At 33.1% G+C, this 17,969-nt stretch carries 20 protein-coding genes; all 20 read right to left on the bottom strand.

Features of this window, described 5'->3' with window-relative positions; genetic code table 11:
• Position 1: 1 nt before the first annotated feature.
• Positions 2-961 carry an RHS repeat-associated core domain-containing protein gene (locus BN2665_RS05630; RefSeq protein ID WP_055666136.1) on the bottom strand — a complete coding sequence of 320 codons (960 nt, stop codon included), beginning with the start codon at positions 959-961 and terminating at the stop codon, positions 2-4.
• Between the two features lie 686 nt (positions 962-1,647).
• Positions 1,648-1,995: a hypothetical protein gene (locus tag BN2665_RS05625; RefSeq protein ID WP_055666135.1), complete on the bottom strand. Its 348-nt coding sequence runs from the start codon at positions 1,993-1,995 to the stop codon at positions 1,648-1,650.
• A gap of 6 nt (positions 1,996-2,001) precedes the next feature.
• Positions 2,002-2,823, bottom strand: a complete 822-nt coding sequence (locus tag BN2665_RS26175; protein ID WP_242865912.1) for an RHS repeat-associated core domain-containing protein — start codon at positions 2,821-2,823, stop codon at positions 2,002-2,004.
• Positions 2,824-3,468: 645 nt separating this feature from the next.
• Positions 3,469-3,948, bottom strand: a complete 480-nt coding sequence (locus BN2665_RS05615; protein ID WP_055666134.1) for a hypothetical protein — start codon at positions 3,946-3,948, stop codon at positions 3,469-3,471.
• Positions 3,949-4,317: 369 nt separating this feature from the next.
• The gene (locus BN2665_RS05610; RefSeq protein WP_055666133.1) at positions 4,318-4,590 is read right to left on the bottom strand and encodes a hypothetical protein; all 273 of its coding nucleotides are present in this window, start codon (positions 4,588-4,590) and stop codon (positions 4,318-4,320) included.
• A 187-nt stretch (positions 4,591-4,777) separates the two neighbouring features.
• A complete protein-coding gene (locus BN2665_RS05605; protein ID WP_055666132.1) occupies positions 4,778-5,275 on the bottom strand; it encodes a pentapeptide repeat-containing protein in 498 nt (165 codons plus the stop codon).
• 17 nt (positions 5,276-5,292) lie between these two features.
• Complete coding sequence (locus tag BN2665_RS05600) at positions 5,293-6,333, bottom strand: RHS repeat domain-containing protein (RefSeq protein ID WP_479723328.1); 1,041 nt, start codon at positions 6,331-6,333, stop codon at positions 5,293-5,295.
• Positions 6,334-6,636: 303 nt separating this feature from the next.
• Complete coding sequence (locus BN2665_RS05595; protein ID WP_055666130.1) at positions 6,637-7,191, bottom strand: hypothetical protein; 555 nt, start codon at positions 7,189-7,191, stop codon at positions 6,637-6,639.
• Entirely contained in the window at positions 7,191-8,333 is a 1,143-nt protein-coding gene (locus BN2665_RS26660; RefSeq protein ID WP_479723327.1) for an RHS repeat-associated core domain-containing protein, read from the bottom strand. The genes BN2665_RS05595 and BN2665_RS26660 overlap by 1 nt, the downstream gene beginning before the upstream one ends.
• 495 nt (positions 8,334-8,828) lie before the next feature.
• The gene (locus tag BN2665_RS05585) at positions 8,829-9,158 is read right to left on the bottom strand and encodes a hypothetical protein (RefSeq protein ID WP_055666129.1); all 330 of its coding nucleotides are present in this window, start codon (positions 9,156-9,158) and stop codon (positions 8,829-8,831) included.
• Positions 9,159-9,170: 12 nt separating this feature from the next.
• On the bottom strand, positions 9,171-10,085 hold the full coding sequence (locus BN2665_RS27440; RefSeq protein ID WP_055666128.1) for a polymorphic toxin type 17 domain-containing protein: 915 nt from the start codon (positions 10,083-10,085) through the stop codon (positions 9,171-9,173).
• A 417-nt stretch (positions 10,086-10,502) separates the two neighbouring features.
• On the bottom strand, positions 10,503-11,333 hold the full coding sequence (locus tag BN2665_RS05575) for a hypothetical protein (protein ID WP_055666127.1): 831 nt from the start codon (positions 11,331-11,333) through the stop codon (positions 10,503-10,505).
• A 12-nt stretch (positions 11,334-11,345) separates the two neighbouring features.
• Positions 11,346-12,275, bottom strand: coding sequence for an RHS repeat-associated core domain-containing protein (locus tag BN2665_RS05570; RefSeq protein ID WP_479723326.1), 930 nt, complete (start codon positions 12,273-12,275; stop codon positions 11,346-11,348).
• A gap of 561 nt (positions 12,276-12,836) precedes the next feature.
• On the bottom strand, positions 12,837-13,175 hold the full coding sequence (locus tag BN2665_RS05565) for a hypothetical protein (protein WP_055666125.1): 339 nt from the start codon (positions 13,173-13,175) through the stop codon (positions 12,837-12,839).
• Positions 13,176-13,188: 13 nt separating this feature from the next.
• On the bottom strand, positions 13,189-14,172 hold the full coding sequence (locus BN2665_RS05560; RefSeq protein WP_055666124.1) for an RHS repeat-associated core domain-containing protein: 984 nt from the start codon (positions 14,170-14,172) through the stop codon (positions 13,189-13,191).
• 312 nt (positions 14,173-14,484) lie between these two features.
• Complete coding sequence (locus BN2665_RS05555; protein ID WP_055666123.1) at positions 14,485-14,955, bottom strand: hypothetical protein; 471 nt, start codon at positions 14,953-14,955, stop codon at positions 14,485-14,487.
• A gap of 33 nt (positions 14,956-14,988) precedes the next feature.
• Positions 14,989-15,855, bottom strand: coding sequence for an RHS repeat domain-containing protein (locus tag BN2665_RS05550; protein ID WP_479723325.1), 867 nt, complete (start codon positions 15,853-15,855; stop codon positions 14,989-14,991).
• Positions 15,856-16,467: 612 nt separating this feature from the next.
• Entirely contained in the window at positions 16,468-16,695 is a 228-nt protein-coding gene (locus BN2665_RS05545; protein ID WP_055666121.1) for a hypothetical protein, read from the bottom strand.
• 22 nt (positions 16,696-16,717) lie between these two features.
• Positions 16,718-17,302, bottom strand: coding sequence for an RHS repeat-associated core domain-containing protein (locus tag BN2665_RS27295; protein WP_055666120.1), 585 nt, complete (start codon positions 17,300-17,302; stop codon positions 16,718-16,720).
• A gap of 9 nt (positions 17,303-17,311) precedes the next feature.
• Positions 17,312-17,602, bottom strand: a complete 291-nt coding sequence (locus BN2665_RS27290) for an RHS repeat-associated core domain-containing protein (RefSeq protein ID WP_055666119.1) — start codon at positions 17,600-17,602, stop codon at positions 17,312-17,314.
• Between the last annotated feature and the right edge of the window lie 367 nt (positions 17,603-17,969).

Here is a 17,969-nt window from a genome sequence, read left to right as displayed (position 1 = left end):
ATCACCTCCTATAATATTTATTTTTTATATTACTTGCAACATAATCTATTAATACACCAATACCGATAGATGCCACAAAACTAACCCCACTAACTAATAGTACTGGAGTTCCTATAGCAATAGCAAATCCACCAATGATCCCCAATCCTATTCCAGCTCCGACTCCTGTACCAACAGATAGAATATCAATACCTGCACCTACATACTCGCCTTTAATAATACTATTTCCTGCATCCCAAGCTGTGAATCCAATAGTACCTGCTATTCCTAAAGCTTTTTTGCTGAGTTTAGCTCCCTTACCTAAATTACTCACATAGCTGCCTAATGTCCAAGTACCCAAAGGTTTCCACACCTTGCGCTCTTTCATTAATTTTCCAGTAATTACACCACTTATACTATCTATTACTCCTGATTTTGTTCCCTTTATTGCACTTTCCTTATAATTAAAACCTTCACTTCCACTACTGTTAGAAACTTCAGATACAGTTTCACTTACATCAGAACTAGGCATATATACAAAATAAGAAGTCCCTCCTACATCTGCATATGTAACCATAAATCCTGTTGGATCAGATGCATTTATAGCATTATTTTCACAATATGCAAACAGGTTATGTCCTAATAAATCTCCTGTCTTACCAATAAGCCCATCCGCATTCAAAAACCTTCCCCACTCCGGACTATAATACCTACTTTGTAAATAGTATAAACTTGTCTCAGCATCATAACGGTAACCACGATAACGATAAGGGTTCTTCACTCCTACAGTATTAGCAAGGGAACCAGTTACGCCATCTTTAATTGTATCATTAGTATCATTTTTCTCTGCATCAGTTACAATTGGTTTCCCCCAACTATCATAAGCATAACTTACTACCCTAACTCCATCACCATCTATTAACCCTATAATATCCCCTTGAGCATTTCTTACATAGAAATATTCTGCTCCGTTTAGATTCATTGAAGTAAGGTGTCCAGTTGAATCATAAGTATAGTATATCTTATCCGTTCCGCTTTCTTCTAGTGTTACCTTATCTCCTTGCAGATAGTATTTTGTTACTACTCCATTTACGGTTTTTTCTGTTCTTATACCTGAATCGTTGTATTTATATGCTATACTTTGCCTGTTCCATTAATTCCTGCTAGCTGTCTTCCGAATTCCCAAGCATAGGTATAAGTAGTTATTAATTTCATATAATTGCTTATTTACGCTTTCGCTTCAGTTCTAAGTATTCAAAATTAGGCTGACGCCTTCTCACCTTTATTTTATAAAATCTAATTTATAAATACTTTTAAAATATATAAAATATCATTTAGGGATATATATATAAAATATCTATACCCCCATAAACAAAACCTTTTAAATTTTTTATCCCTTTAGAAATTATCAAAAATTATTATTATAACAGCCTTTCAGACCATATATATGCATACAAGCTTTACCAGAACCATGAATACAAGTGATCATTTTGCATTTTTTATCAATATCTTTATCAACGCCATAAAAGCATTTCTGATGAGGATTAAGTATCTATTACATGTATTATTCCTTATCAAAAAGTCCATCTAAAAGTTAAATTCTAGATGGACCTTTTATTTTATTACGCATTTGATAAAGAGTGAAGTTTACCATTTTTTAGTAATCAACTATTGTTTTTTATTGTTTCTATATTTAGGTATAAGTTTAATCATTATAGGAAATATAATGATTATCAATAATATCCCAAGTCCAGCTAAATATATGTTATCTAAATATATACCAACAAATATCACTATTCCTGGTGAAGCCATGGCTAATCCTACTAGTGCTTCAAAATATTTCTTCATAAAAACCATACCCAAAACTGCAAATATAGAAATTAAAGCTGCTATGGCCACAATTATAATTCTACCATTAATTCCATATCTAGCTGTAAAAAGCTTACTGAGCCATATACCTAGAAGCGTTCCAAATATAGATATAGATATAGATATAAACATACTCCTTTTTTTCATGAACCTTTACCTCCTACTATAATATTTATCTTTTATTCCACTTGCAACATAATCTATACCTACGCTACTTGCAACTGCTACTCCAAATCCTAATGTTCCTATAAATCCAGCCAATAAAATCGGAGTACTTGCTGTTACTAATGTCGCTGTACCAACCCCTATTATAAATCCTATTCCGACTCCTGCACCAGCAGATAGAATATCAATACCTGCACCTACATACTCGCCTTTAATAATACTGTTTCCTACATCCCAAGCTGTGAATCCAATAGTACCTGCTATTCCTAAAGCTTTTTTGCTGAGTTTAGCTCCCTTACCTAAATTACTCACATAGCTGCCTAATGTCCAAGTACCCAAAGGTTTCCACACCTTGCGCTCTTTCATTAATTTTCCAGTAATTACGCCACTTATACTATCTATTACTCCTGATTTTGTCCCCTTTATTGCACTTTCCTTATAATTAAACCCTTCACTTCCACTACTATTAGAAACTTCAGATACAGTTTCACTTACATCAGAACTAGGCATATATACAAAATAAGAAGTCCCACCTACATCTGCATATGTAACCATAAATCCTGTTGGATCAGATGCATTTATAGCATTATTTTCACAATATGCAAACAGGTTATGTCCTAATAAATCTCCTGTTTTTCCAATAAGTCCATCCGCATTCAAAAACCTTCCCCACTCCGGATTATAATACCTTGATTGCAAGTAGTATAATCCAGTCTCATTATCATACCTATAACCCCTATATCTATAAGGATTCTTATATCCAACATGGTTTTTATCAGTTGTAACGTCCTTACCATCTTTGTCTTTAATGCTGATTAACTTACCCTAACTATCATAAGCATAACTTACTACCCTAACTCCATCACCACCTATTAACCCTATAATATCCCCTTGTGCATTTCTTACATAGAAATGTTCTGCTCCATTTAGGTTCATTGAAGTAAGGTGTCCAGTGGAATCATAAGTATAGTATATCTTATCGCTACCGCTTTCTTCTAGTGTTACCTTATCTCCTTGAAGATAGTATTTTGTTACTACTCCATTTACGGTTTTCTCTGTTCTTATGCCTGAGTCATTGTATTTAAAGGAGATATTTTTATTATTTCCTTTTATTGAGGATAGCTGGCTTCCGAATTCCCAAGTATAGGTATAAATAATTTACACTTTCACTACATGTCTAACTATTCTGTATTAGGATAACGCCTTCTCACTCTTTTATTGTAGTGCTACCTTTTCCACTGCAGTTATATAGATAAAGCCAATGGAGTCTTTAGTCTCCACTGGCTTTATGTTTTAGGTCTTTTAAGCACTTTTATCGCTAACTTGCTGCACTATTTAGATTATACAGTGATGAAAGGCTTATATCTCATATACTAGCTATTCATCTCTTTCAACCCATTATATGATTTACATTTTTCATCTAGTACTTTTTAAGCTTTGTAGCTAGTTCAAGTATTAATACATTTTATATTTTACAATGAAATCTATATAAGATATGGCTGTAAAATCGTTCAGTATTTCATCATCTTCTTCCCACCATGTATCAGCTATATAAATTTCTGACTCCATACAATACCAAGGAACGATTCTTTTATTATCAACAATGGCATCATCTGCAATACGACAAACATAAATATGATCAGTTATCCTTATGGCCATGTCTTCTCTTATCTTATAAGCTACCTTAAAGTTTTTGTTTTCAATTCCACTATTTAATGCTTCAAGATAACTATTGTATAGATGCGATTTTTCTAAAGATTCATCAATAATATTTTCACCATAAATATCATTCATAATACTACTAGTACCATGGCAAGCTATAAACTCTGTTAAATTGTTAAGATTTTTTTCTTCAATTAGGCTTTCTATCCTAATTGATAACTCCGATGGATTATACATCCTATCCCTTAAAATTACTTTTGAAATTTGATTCATTTTATAACCTCTTTCTTAATTTAGTCCCAAGTTAAATGAATGTGGAACTTACCTTTTAGGATGATTACTTAAAACTAGCTTATTTGCTATACAATTCCAATAAGCTTAGTTTTTTATTAGTTTAGGCATCCTTTTATTTTCTAAATGATATAGAGCTGTTGATTTATAATAATTTTGCACTTTAAGTATAAAGAAATTCCACCACAGTAAGTGTGATGGAATTATCTTTATTATTCTTATTGTAGAACTCTAATTATGCAATAAATCATGTGTAAAAACTATCATTAAAATACATAATTTTATAATTCTGCATCGATTTAAATCCTTTATTGAAACTAGCATTAATTATTTTTTAGTAAGTCTTAGTTGTTAACTTTTTGTATTTTCATCGACATAAAATAAGTTTATTAATTCCTCCAAAATCTCCCCTTCAGAAGTTAATTCATAATTTTCATCAAATCCATAAATATCTAGTTTATCGCAGCATAGATCCCGTATACTATCGGCTTCATCATCTGCTACATCAACATAATATAAATTATTTTTTTGAGTGATGTTTGCAACTATACTTAATAACTCACTATCATTTAGTAAGTTTTTCAACAAATATTCTTTTTGACTACAATTTAATTTTACTCTCACTTTTATTCCCCCGGAAACAACTTTAGTAATTTTGCGACTTTGCTTGAAGAAGTAGGATTTACAGAAATTATATTTCCGCTGTCTGGATTTAGTACAACTTCTGCAAATTTCCCAATCAATCTTTGACTTGGTCTTCCTAGCTCATCAAACTTAACTGTATATTAATGCTGATTAAATTTATAGCCTATTACTTATTAATCTGTTTTTTGTCTACTAATATTGCTCCTTTACTTATAGGATCAAATTCCTGAGGCCATTTAGTATATTCATCAAAATAAGTACCTTCAAAAATTGCTTCGTTAATTCTATGGCATAATAATTTTGCACCAAATAGTTTTGCACCTTTAAAATTTGTACCTCCTATATCAGCTCCAGTCAGATCTGCATATTCCAAATTAGCATTATTTAAGCATGCTCCGATTAATCTCGCATTAACAAGCCTTGCATTGCTAAGATTAGCGTTTTCTATAAATGCCACAATTAAGCTTGACTCTGACAAATCCGTATTGCTTAAATTTGCACTATCTAACTCTGCTCCTCTTAAATCAGTTTTTATTAGACTAGCATTTTGTAAATTTTGCCCAATTAATATTGCTCTATGTAAATATAGATTATCTAATTTTGCACCGACCAAAGATGAAATATCAAGAATAGTCGGTTCAATATGACTCTCAATTCTTATCATTTCATTCCCTCCTTATATCACCTATTTCCCCAATCCGTTGGATCTAGGAATATTTTTATTAAATCTATTGCCTGATTAACTCTTCCACCTGAATAAGCTTGTTGCTCAATCTCAACACCAACTATTCTGCTTGCAATATAACGATGATTACCATCAATAATTATGCCTTTATCAACCCGTATTGCAGGAGGTTGCTCTCCTTTTAAAAGCCTATCTACATATCTTTGTATCGCTGGTAAACTCACAGCTTTTTGTTGCGTTTTTAATGGAGCATCTTTAATTGCTTTCTTAGCAACTTCTTCAGTAACTTTAATGGCACCTTCTCCAACCTTACCAACAGTTGCAGCTGATGCTGGTGTCCCTCGAACAATATTGGTTACTGCATTCATAGCCCTCCAACCAGCAACCGTTACTGCAGCTCCAGCAGCATAATACGCATTACTAACCGCAGTGGCAATTGCAGGTATTACTCCTGGTGCAACTACTGCAACAGTAACCACTGCTACTACTGCAACTGCCACAATTGCCATAGTAGCCCACTTTGGCCAATATCCACTAGGGTCTTCTAAATTTATTGGATTGTTGAAACAATAGGCAAATACATTATGTGACAGAAGTTCTCCTACCTTTCCACCTACTGAATCAGCGTTCAAAAACCTTCCCCACTCCGGATTATAATACCTACTTTGTAGATAGTATAGCCCAGTCTCATTATCATACCTATAACCCCTATATCTATAAGGATTCTTATATCCAACATGGGTTTTATCAGTTATAACGTCCTTACCATCTTTGTCTTTAATGCTGATTAACTTACCCCAACTATCATAAGCATAACTTACTACCCTAACTCCATCACTATCTATTAACCCTATAATATCTCCTTGTGCATTTCTCACATAGAAATATTCTGCTCCATTTAGATTCATTGAAGTAAGGTGTCCAGTGGAATCATAAGTATAGTATATCTTATCTGTTCCGCTTTCTTCTAGTGTTACCTTATCTCCTTGAAGATAGTATTTTGTTACTACTCCATCTAAGGTTTTATCTGTTCTTATGCCTGAATCATTATATTTATAGGAGATATCCTTGTTATTTCCTTTTATTAAGAATATTTGTCTTCCAAATTCCCAAGTGTAGGCACAAATAATTTATAATTGATAATGGATAATTGCCTGTTTATACTTTCGCTTCATCTCTAAGTATTCTGAATTAGGCTGACGCCTTCTCACTTTTTCTCCCAAACTTTCGTTTCTTTTAAGCGAAAAGTCAACAGATTTTAAATATAACCTGTTGACTTTTTTTAGCTTTAATATATTATCAATGTTTTAAAGTATGTTTAATTGCTATTATTCTACTGGTTATATAAGATTTATTTCTATAGCCGCCTGTTCCTTTATTTCCCTAATTAAATCAACATCAACTTTTTTAGTCATTAACTTTAAGATAGCAGAAGTTATCTTTGAAAAAATTAGAATACTAGAACCTACATATCCATGTGCACCCAAATTGAATTGCAAAATTCCTGAAGGCAAGCCTCCAATTTCTTTGATAACACTTATAGATGTTTGCATTATCGAATGTGCATATTCTTCTGGTATGCCTACATGAACTTCATCTTCTGGCATAGCTATTGAATCTTTTGTTATATCTCCATTATATTGACTGACATCTACTTGAATTTCCAATAATCCTTTATTAGTTGGAGTAAATTTTGCTCCTAAAAGGCCATAGTTACTTGTATGTCTTGGCATAAGCAATAGCTCAAGTGTAATATTATAAATATTAATTTTATTGCAATTATTTGATTCAACAATAGTTTTAATAGTTTTAATAGTTGTACATTGAAAGTTAGGAAACGTATTTATCCATAACCTTCCTTTTCTAAACTCACCTAAATTATCAAGTATTATCATTATTTTATCCCCCAAAAGTTTCTCCATGCTGAATTAAATACTTCTGGCATTAGCCTTATAACATCTGGATGATATACGCTAAATGGAGAAACACCATATTTTTGTAATGAAGCAGCATGAGCCACATCATATTGCATGCCGTTTTTCATTAATGTAGATTCTGCTAATTCATGCATATAAAAACTAGCATCTGCTCCGGTAATCTTATTTCCTTTCGCCATTGCAGTTTCAAGTCTATTTATCATAGAATTATTTTCCGGAACATTTCCAAATCGTGAAATATGATTTTTCACAATATTGAGTCCTTTTTCAGATACATTTATAGCTTTACCTGCAAGTTTACCTAACCCATTACCAACTGAACTTGAATAGCCCGGGTTATACGCGCCTGTTGCACTGGCAGCTGCTACACTACCAGCTGCAACAGCAGTATATGCAACCTCTGCAAGATAGCCTACTCCTGCACCAACTAAAGCTCCTGCTGCTGCACCAGCCAACATATACTTCCAATCCCAATCTGTATATGCTCCTGCAATTACTGCACCCGCAACTGCTCCAATAACTGCTCCAACTATCTGCCATAGTTGACCGCTTGGGTCTTCTCGATTTACTGGATTATTTCCGCAATATGCAAAAGCATTGTGTGATAATAACTCACCTATTCTTCCACCTAAATTATCAGCATTAATAAATCTTCCCCACTCCGGATTATAATACCTACTTTGTAGATAGTACAAACTAGTCTCACTATCATACCTATAACCCCTATATCTATAAGGATTCTTATATCCAACATGGGTTTTATCAGTTGTAACGTCCTTACCATCTTTGTCTTTAATGCTGATTAACGTACCCCAACTATCATAAGCATAACTTACTACCCTAACTCCATCACTATCTATTAACCCTATGATATCCCCTTGAGCATTCCTCACATAGAAGTATTCAGCACCATTTAGATTCATTGAAGTAAGGTGTCCAGTGGAATCATAAGTATAGTATATCTTATCTGTTCCACTTTCTTCTAGTGTTACCTTATCTCCTTGCAGATAGTATTTTGTTACTGCGCCATCTACAGTTTTCTCTGTTCTTATGCCTGAATCATTATATTTATAGGATATATCCTTATTATTCCCTTTTATTGTGGCTAGTTGTCTTCCAAATTCCCAGATATAAGCATAAATAATTTATAATTGATAGTGGATAGTTGCCAGTTTTATGTTTTTAGTTTGTTAGTTTTTCTTTGTTGCTTTTTTATACTTTTGCTTCGGCTCTAAGTATTATGCATTGGGCTGACGCCCTATCACTTTTTATTGTAGTACTATAACTTTAATTATATAGAGAAAGCCAATGGAGTTTTTAATTTCCATTGACTTTATAGAGTAACCCTTTTTAGCCTTACTATGAACTTTTGTATTTCTATGCTGTACTTACTTGACATTCCTCATGCCCCCAAGCTTGCTTATGGTTACATAGTCGCTTTTTTTGGTATCTTTATCGTTGGTTTACTGTATTATTTAGATTATTCAGTCATCAAGCTTAGTACATTATAAAAATTTATTTTTTATATCATATAATACTCTTCATTAGATAAATGTGTCCACTTCACCAATATCTTGTATCCAGAATTTATACAACTAATAAAATATATTTATCATATTTATACCATTAATCATATAACTACATCCATCAGAATTTATGGATGCTAGAGCTTCATCAATCGGTAAGCCAAAAAACTGCCACTTATCTGATATTTTATGCAGAAACTCTTGAAATTGCATGTCATTTGGCGTACAAGTTAGAATTATAATAGTTTCTATAACATACATATCATCATATTTCCAATAAGGCTCTATCTTTATATTTTTCTCCTCTTCAATAAAGTTTCCTATTTTTTCAATGAATTCATTATACACTTTTATAGCCTTAACCTCAGTATCTGCATTAATAAATATTTTTATTAACAAGCTTTCACCCCTTTATTTATGTGTAATTCTTCCGTCCAAAGACACGTTTAGATGTGATCCATCTCTGCTAAACTGACCTAACTGACTTTGACCAGTTTTCGAAAGTTGGACATCCCATTCAAATGCCTGACCTGCTGTACGTGACGGTCCCTTAGTCCAAACATTACCGAACTTATCAATAAATCCACCATTCAGTTTAGGTAGAGGTTGTGAAGATGTCCAATTCTTAGGTGGTACATATCTTATCTTTCCTGCTGTTGGTAATTGAGCATTTTTCAATATTCCTTTTTTTGTCAACTTACTTGTTGCTTGTATTGCTTTATCAACAACACCTGATTTTTTAATTGCCTTTGATATTCTGCCTCCTCCGGCAGGTAATGCTGGAATAACAGCACTAGCAATGTCTATTCCTAAAGCAATTTTATCTCCTTCTTCTATCTCCATTGAAATAGCAGCTATATCAGTATGCAAATCAGGTGATGATAATACGGCTGTTGCCCAAGTAGCAAGAAACGCTACTACTGGAACTAAAATGAGCCATGGGAATTTTCCACTTGGATCACTCATATTTATCGGATTATTCATGCAATATGCAAACATATTGTGTGATAACAATCCACCAGTTACGCCAACCAATCCATCTGCATTCAAAAACCTTCCCCACTCTGGATTATAATACCTACTTTGTAGATAATACAGCCCAGTCTCATTATCATACCTATAACCCCTATATCTATAAGGATTCTTATATCCAACATGGTTTGTATCAGTTGTAATGTCCTTACCATCTTTGTCTTTAATGCTGATTAACTTACCCCAACTATCATAAGCATAACTTACTACCCTAACTCCATCACCATCTATTAACCCTATAATATCCCCTTGAGCATTTCTTACACAGAAATATTCTGCTCCATTTAGGTTCATTGAAGTAAGGCGTGCAGTTGAATCATAAGTATAGTATATCTTATCTGTTCCGCTTTCTTCAGTGTTACCTTATCTCCCTGAAGATAGTATTTTGTTACTGCTCCATTTACGTTTTTTTCTGTTCTTATGCCTGAGTCATTATATTTATATGCTATAGCTTTGCCTGTTCCATTAATTCCTGCTAGCTGCCTTCCGAATTCCCAAGTATAAGCACAAATACTTTATAATTGATAGTGGCTAGTTGCTTGTTTATACTTTTACTTCAACTCTAAGTATTCTGTATTAGGCTAGCGCCTTCTCACTAATATCTATATCGTCAAATAACACATCATTTTTAGATCTTTTCTTAAGGCTTAAAACCGCCCTTGCTTTTTACAAAGGCGGTAATACACAGGTTAACTGTTACGAAAATATATTTTACTTATTTTTATTAAACATCAGATAATCATCAATTAATGTTTTTTCAAAAGCAGACCAATGACAAGCTGGTATACTAATTTTATTTTCTGGAATATATTCATCCCTTGGTGTAGGTAAGTCAACGTAATTTCCTATAAATGTTAATCTCTTAGTTGGAATTACTCTTTTTGACGTAGATATCATTGTAGTTAAATATTTTGGTAATCCTTCTGATCTAGATGTTTGAATATATTCTAATTTTGAAACCTCATCCTTTGAAGTTGGTATTTTTTCATCTTTTGTTATTTGAACATATATAATTGGTACTGTATGCCCCGGCCACCAAACATCCTCATATGCTTTTCTAATAAGTAAATATTTATTACTTAATCCTTTTTCTTTTGCATAATCACTTTCTAGCTTATATGCAAAAATATCACCTATAGTCCATTCACATTTATACAGCTTATGTTGAGATACCTTTTTTTCTGGCGGCATTGGTGACATTATTTTTTGCTCTAATTCTTGTAATACTTTCTCTCTAACTTTATATTCTCTTTTATTAATAGCTTCTTTTTCCCATCTCGTTAAATTTATACCACTCTTTAAATATTCAAGAGCTTTTTCTTTTACAAATGGCAAAAGTCTTCCTAAATTCCATTGAGTGTCCGCTAATGCAAACCAAAACACTGGTGCCTCATCCTCATCCGAAATAATATCTTCATTATCCTTTATCAATTCTTTGGTTACTTCCTCATTTGTTTTTCCACGTTTCAATTGGTCTTTGTAATAATCTCTTACATCTTCTGCTAAATCATCTTGATACAATTTTGCTCCCCAAGATGCCATTTGTCACCCTCCTTACTTTCCAGTCCAATATAGTATTTCATTTGATATTTCGTTGCCTACATAATGTGCAAGTTGTCTTCCTGCCGCCATATAAATTTCTCTTCTACCATTGTTAGGACTAATACCATTTACAGAGTTCAAGAAATTCTTAGTGTTATATTCTAACATAGCTATCTGCTCCAATCCTCTTGCCTCAAAATAGGTCAAATTCGATGCTATTGGTGTAAACTCTAGTCCTGATGTTTTACTACCTTCAGCATTATGAGCATTTTTTCTTGCTGCTGGATTTTTTGTTCTACCTACATACTTTGTCTGCCCACTACTTTTGTCAACCAATTTATAAACAGTGTGCTCTCGTCGTGATAATTTATCTGATACATTTTCGACAACTTTGGCCGTGGTGGCGGCGACCCCTGCACCAATTGCTACAATTCCGGCTGCCATAGCTACGCCTGCAGCTGCTACAGCAACCACAGTTGCCACAACTGCCACAGCTGTTAATATTGTACTTAACTTTGGCCAATATCCACTTGGATCATCCATATTTACAGGGTTATTGAAACAATACTGGAACATATTATGACTTAGTAAATTTCCAACTTGGCCTACAGCAGCATCAGCATTAATAAATCTTCCCCACTCTGGATTATAATATCTTGAGTTTAGATAATACAGCCCAGTCTCACTATCATACCTATAACCCCTATATCTATAAGGATTCTTATATCCAACATGATTTGTGTCAGTTGTAACGTCCTTGCTATCTTTGTCTTTAATGCTGATTAACTTGCCCCAACTATCATAAGCATAACTTACTACCCTAACTCCATCACCATCTATTAACCCTATAATATCTCCTTGAGCATTTCTTAAATAGAAATATTCTGCTCCATTTAGGTTCATTGAAGTAAGGTGTCCAGTTGAATCATAAGTATAGTATATCTTAGCACTACCGCTTTCTTCTAGTGTTACCTTATCTCCTTGCAGATAGTATTTTGTTACTACTCCATCTACGGTTTTCTCTGTTCTTATGCCTGAGTCATTATATTTATATGCTATAGCTTTGCCTGTTCCATTAATTCCTGCTAGCTGCCTTCCGAATTCCCAAGTATAAGCACGAATAATTATTAATTTTATATAATTGCTTATTTACGCTTTCGCTTCAGCTCTAAGTATTCTGAATTAGGCTGGCGCCTTCTCACTTTTATATTATATATTCCAAGCTTTTGCAACTACATAGACTATAATGTATTTAATGAAATATGATTTTTAATTTCTTAGATAATTAATTTTAAAGGACTATCTTAAAATAAATAAAATGTACAAGAAGTATTGAAATAGCCTCAATATTATATAAAAAATAATAATTTAACATGATGATTTGGTAAGTAAAGTTATAATATCAATTAAGTAATGGAAACAGGGCTCTCACAATATATGCATATATCTTGAGACAGCCCTTTTCCTTATAAATATTTAACTTTTTTAAATGTTTTTTATTAATTAATGTATATTACCTTTAGACCACTCATCTAATGTTATTTGTGCCGTAAAACCCAAAAAACCAGGTTTTTTAGTAAGGCTTAGTAATGTTTGCTTAGCCTTAACTTCTTTATCTAAAAGTAAATACCTAGCACTCCATAATTTAACATAATCTGATTGATGCTCCAATAAGTTCTCTAACTCATCAATTCCCTTCTCCATTAACTTTAATTCAGTTATACTTTTTTCTATTATTATGTACTGCTTATTGGCTAATTTATAGTCTCCATCTTCCGTACATTTACCATGTTTTATTGATGCGTTTATATACTCTTCAACTAATTTTTCAATTTTACTCATCATTTTTCTCCCTTTACTTATCTTGAAAAAATCTAATAATTTTCATTCCAAATTCGTATTGCTCTTCAAAACTTTTAGAGCTTAACCATTGCCTTACTGTTTGACCATTTGTAAATGGTTGTATAGATGAATAATATCCGCTAATCTTGGCATGTATACTGCCTTTTCCATGATCAAGTTTCATTATATTAGCTATATTATGTATTAATGGGGCCGTAAATTTTCCAATGTTAGCTGGTGTTTGTTCTACAATATGATGCCATGCCTTACCAGCCCCTGCTGGACCTAAATATTTCTTCAATTTACGGAAAGAATTAAATCCATTAGGCTTATTATTATTAGAATTATTGGAAGCTCCACCACCGCCACCAGTTCCGCTAGATGCCTCTTCTACACTTCCACTATCTGTAACTTCTGCTGAATAGCTAGCTGAGCCCGAAGATGAAGTGTAATATGTATATACTGCATATCCTAAAAAGGCGGTTGCCATAATAGCTGCTCCTGCAATAACCACTGGTGATGATAATATTGTAGCAGCTGTTGTTAATATTCCTCCAATAACCTCTGCTGCAAAACTAATTGCTATAGCCCAATTCCCATTAGGATCTACCATATTCACGACATTATTATTACAATATGCAAACACATTATGCGATAATAATACTCCTATTTTCCCACCTAGGGAATCCATATTTATAAACCTTCCCCACTCCGGGCTATAATACCTACTTTGTATATAGTATAAACTTGTCTCAGCATCATAACGGTAACCACGATAACGATAAGGGTTCTTCACTCCTACAGTATTAGCAAGGGAACCAGTTACTCCATCTTTAATTGTATCATTAACATCATTTTTCTCTGCATCAGTTACAATTGGTTTGCCCCAACTATCATAAGCATAACTTATTACCCTAACTCCATCACCATCTATTAATCCTATAATATCCCCTTGAGCATTTCTTAAATAGAAATATTCTGTCCCATTTAGGTTCATGCTTACTAGGTGTCCTGTACTATCATAGGTATAGTATATCTTATCTGTTCCACTTTCTTCTAGTGTTACCTTATCTCCTTGCAGATAGTATTTTGTTACTGCTCCATTTACGTTTTTTTCTGTTCTTATGCCTGAGTCATTGTATTTATAGGAGATATTCTTACTATCGCTTATTCACACTTTCGCTACAACTTTAAGTATTCTAAAATTAGGCTAGCGCCTTCTCACTTTTTTGTTAGTTTAATTTATTTATTATAAAAATCGGCGATTATTATCGCCGACCTTCTATAATAAAATATTTTTCAAGAAAAGTTAAAAAATTATTTTTCTAAATATAAGTTTCTTAAATTCGATAAAAATTGTGTTTCTATCGACAAATAATATTTCATGTGACATTTTTGTATTATCTACTGGAAGTATCTCGCTATAAAGAAATGTATTATCATGTATATCATTTATTACGGATACATTTAATGAATATTTTGTAACACCAGTATACTTTATTAAATATTTAATATCATCTAAGCTAAGCTTTAGTTCAACACTAAGACAGTTTCTTTTCTTCTTTCCTTCTTTATAAAACATTATAGATTCAATATTATAATCATGAAAAGCATGTTTGTAATATTCTTTTATAAACCTAGACGGCAACCTATCTTGGTAATTCTTAAACTGATTCCAATAATCTGTTAAATTTTTTTTCCAAAGCTCATCAAATATTTCATATTCAGAATTGCTCATATTAGATGCCTTATCAAGCAATTCTAAGGTAAAGTATTTCATTTATATGTGCACCTCCATAAAACTCTATAATATTTACGGGAAGATAGGTATTGGCATTGGCATTGGTACTGGAGCAGACACCGGTGATAATACTGGCATAGGTAAGAACGGCAGTGGGCGGCTGTATACATCCTCAAACTGCACTTTAGCAGGCTTTATTTTTCCATCCCAATCCCAACCAGTCTTTTCCTTTAATTTCTTTTTTACGCTATTTCGAGGTTCTCCAGGCTTATTTTTTTTAGGATGATGTGGAGTACCATCATCATTTTGATTAGCTACCTCTTTCCCCTTTTTATAGATATGAACATGATCTTGATCATTCGCAACATGAGGTTTGTCAAATCTTGCTTCATATCCCTTATCTAAATCTATAAATTTTCCCCAAATAACTGTTGCCGCTCCTGCGATTGCATCCACTTCATCATCTTTTTTATTTCCACCAAATATATTATTGAAAAAATCCATTACTTTTTTCCAAAAATATCCGTTAGGATCTTTTATATTTATAGGATTATTTCCACAATATGCAAATATATTATGGCTTAGCAAATCCCCCACTGTTCCTGCTAATGCATCCGCATTCAAAAACCTTCCCCACTCCGGATTATAATACCTACTTTGTAGATAGTACAAACTAGTCTCATTATCATACCTATAACCCCTATATCTATAAGGATTCTTATATCCAACATGATTTGTGTCAGTTGTAACGTCCTTGCTATCTTTGTCTTTAATGCTGATTAACTTGCCCCAACTATCATAAGCATAACTTACTACCCTAACTCCATCACCATCTATTAACCCTATGATATCTCCTTGAGCATTTCTTAAATAGAAATATTCTGCTCCATTTAGGTTCATTGAAGTAAGGTGTCCAGTTGAATCATAAGTATAGTATATCTTATCTGTTCCGCTTTCTTCTAGTGTTACCTTATCTCCTTGAAGATAGTATTTTGTTACTGCTCCATTTACGTTTTTTTCTGTTCTTATGCCTGAGTCATTATATTTATATGCTATAGCTTTGCCTGTTCCATTAATTCCTGTTAGCTGTCTTCCGAATTCCCAAGTATAAGCATAAATAGTTGATAATTGATAGTCTACAGCTGTTAGTTTTATGTTTTTAGTTTATCAGTTTTGCATAGTTGATTATTTATACTTTTGCTTCATCTCTAAGTATTCTGAATTAGGCTGACGCCTTCGCACCTTTATAAAATAGCACTCAAACTCCTACGGAATTTATATAAAAAGTCAACAGATTTAAATATAACTGTTGACTTTTTTATTATTAGCTTCAATCAGCCCTGTTTAGCTTATAAATTTGCTTATTTTTTATGTTCAATCAGAGTTTTCAGAACACTTTTTCATCTGCCTATTGGTTTTTACTGCAGAATTCTAATTATGCAATATAGCTAAAAGGTACTTTGCTCAACAAAACAGAAAACTTGTGCCGTTCTTTCCACAATATTATTTTCCATCTAATTTTTGTAGTTACTTTTTACTTAAAATGATTTATTATACTCTAACTTCATCCCAAATTTCACTTAATTCCCTCGACTCAATTACAGCATTTTCCAACAAGTCTTCACAATCTTTAAACGTTTGATATTCTTGATTTCCGTACTTTGATAAATACCAGCCTTGAGTGTTGTGACTTATAGAATATAGTTCATCTTTATAATAAAACTCAACTTCTCCGCCACCCAAAAGATACACTTCTAGCTCCTCAAAAGTTTTGCACATTACTATACCTCCTCAAGCTTTTTTACTTAAACCAGTCCCACGTGTGCACATGCGGAACTATTGGATGTTGAGTTGGATTACCATGGTTTGTAAAATCTACATCTCTTAGTGCACGTCCTAACTCATCAAAAAATCTTCTTCTTATCAACTCACCATTATCGCCTAATTTGTCAATTGAAGAGCTTGGTGGTTGCCCCTCTATAGGTGGCTCAGATTTAGTAGTTTTATGATTACGACTAGGGGTTAATTCGTGTTCCCCTTCTGGTGGTCTACCCGGTTCACTTCGTTTGAAACGTGGCACTTTCTTTTTCTTTTTAGTATTGGTTTCTGATTTAGGTTGAGAATTAGCTGAACTATCAGAACTTTCTATTAGATTACTTATATCAGAAACAATAGGTTTTACAACTGTATAATAAGCGTATACTGCTGTTAATGTTGTTGCAACTACAATAATTGCCTTTACAATAAATGGTGCCGCTACAAGTGCAGCAATAATAGCAAATCTACCATCCGGGTCAGCCATATTTACTGGATTATTCAAGCAATAAGCAAACATGTTATATGACAGCAATTTTCCTTGTTCGCCTAATATTCCATCTGCATTCAAAAACCTTCCCTACTCCGGACTATAATACCTACTTTGTAGATAGTATAAACTTGTCTCAGCATCATAACGGTAACCACGATAACGATAAGGGTTCTTCACTCCTACAGTATTAGCAAGGGAACCAGTTATACCATCTTTAATTGTATCATTAGCATCATTTTTCTCTGCATCAGTTACAATTGGTTTACCCCAACTATCATAAGCATAACTTACTACCCTAATTCCATCACCATCTATTAACCCTATAATATCCCCTTGAGCATTTCTCACATAGAAATATTCTGCTCCATTTAGGTTCATTGAAGTAAGGTGTCCAGTTGAATCATAAGTATAGTATATCTTATCTGTTCCACTTTCTTCTAGTGTTACCTTATCTCCTTGAAGATAGTATTTTGTTATAACTCCATCTACGGTTTTCTCTGTTCTTATACCTGAGTCGTTGTATTTATAGGAGATATCCTTATTATTTCCTTTTATTGAAGATAGTTGTATCCCGAATTCCCAAGTATAGATATAAATAATTTACATTTTCACTACAGCTCTAACTATTCTGTATTAGGCTAACGCCTTCTCACTTTTTTTACCAACCTTTCGTTCCTTTAAGTGAAAAATCAACAGATTCTAATTGATATGCTCCTCCTCATGGTAACAGTTTTTATTATTTTAA

The organism is Desnuesiella massiliensis, from assembly GCF_001403615.1.
In the GTDB taxonomy this organism is placed as follows: domain Bacteria; phylum Bacillota; class Clostridia; order Clostridiales; family Clostridiaceae; genus Desnuesiella; species Desnuesiella massiliensis.
Note: the sequence above shows the minus strand (reverse complement) of the source record. Positions and strands in the feature narration are given on the sequence as shown.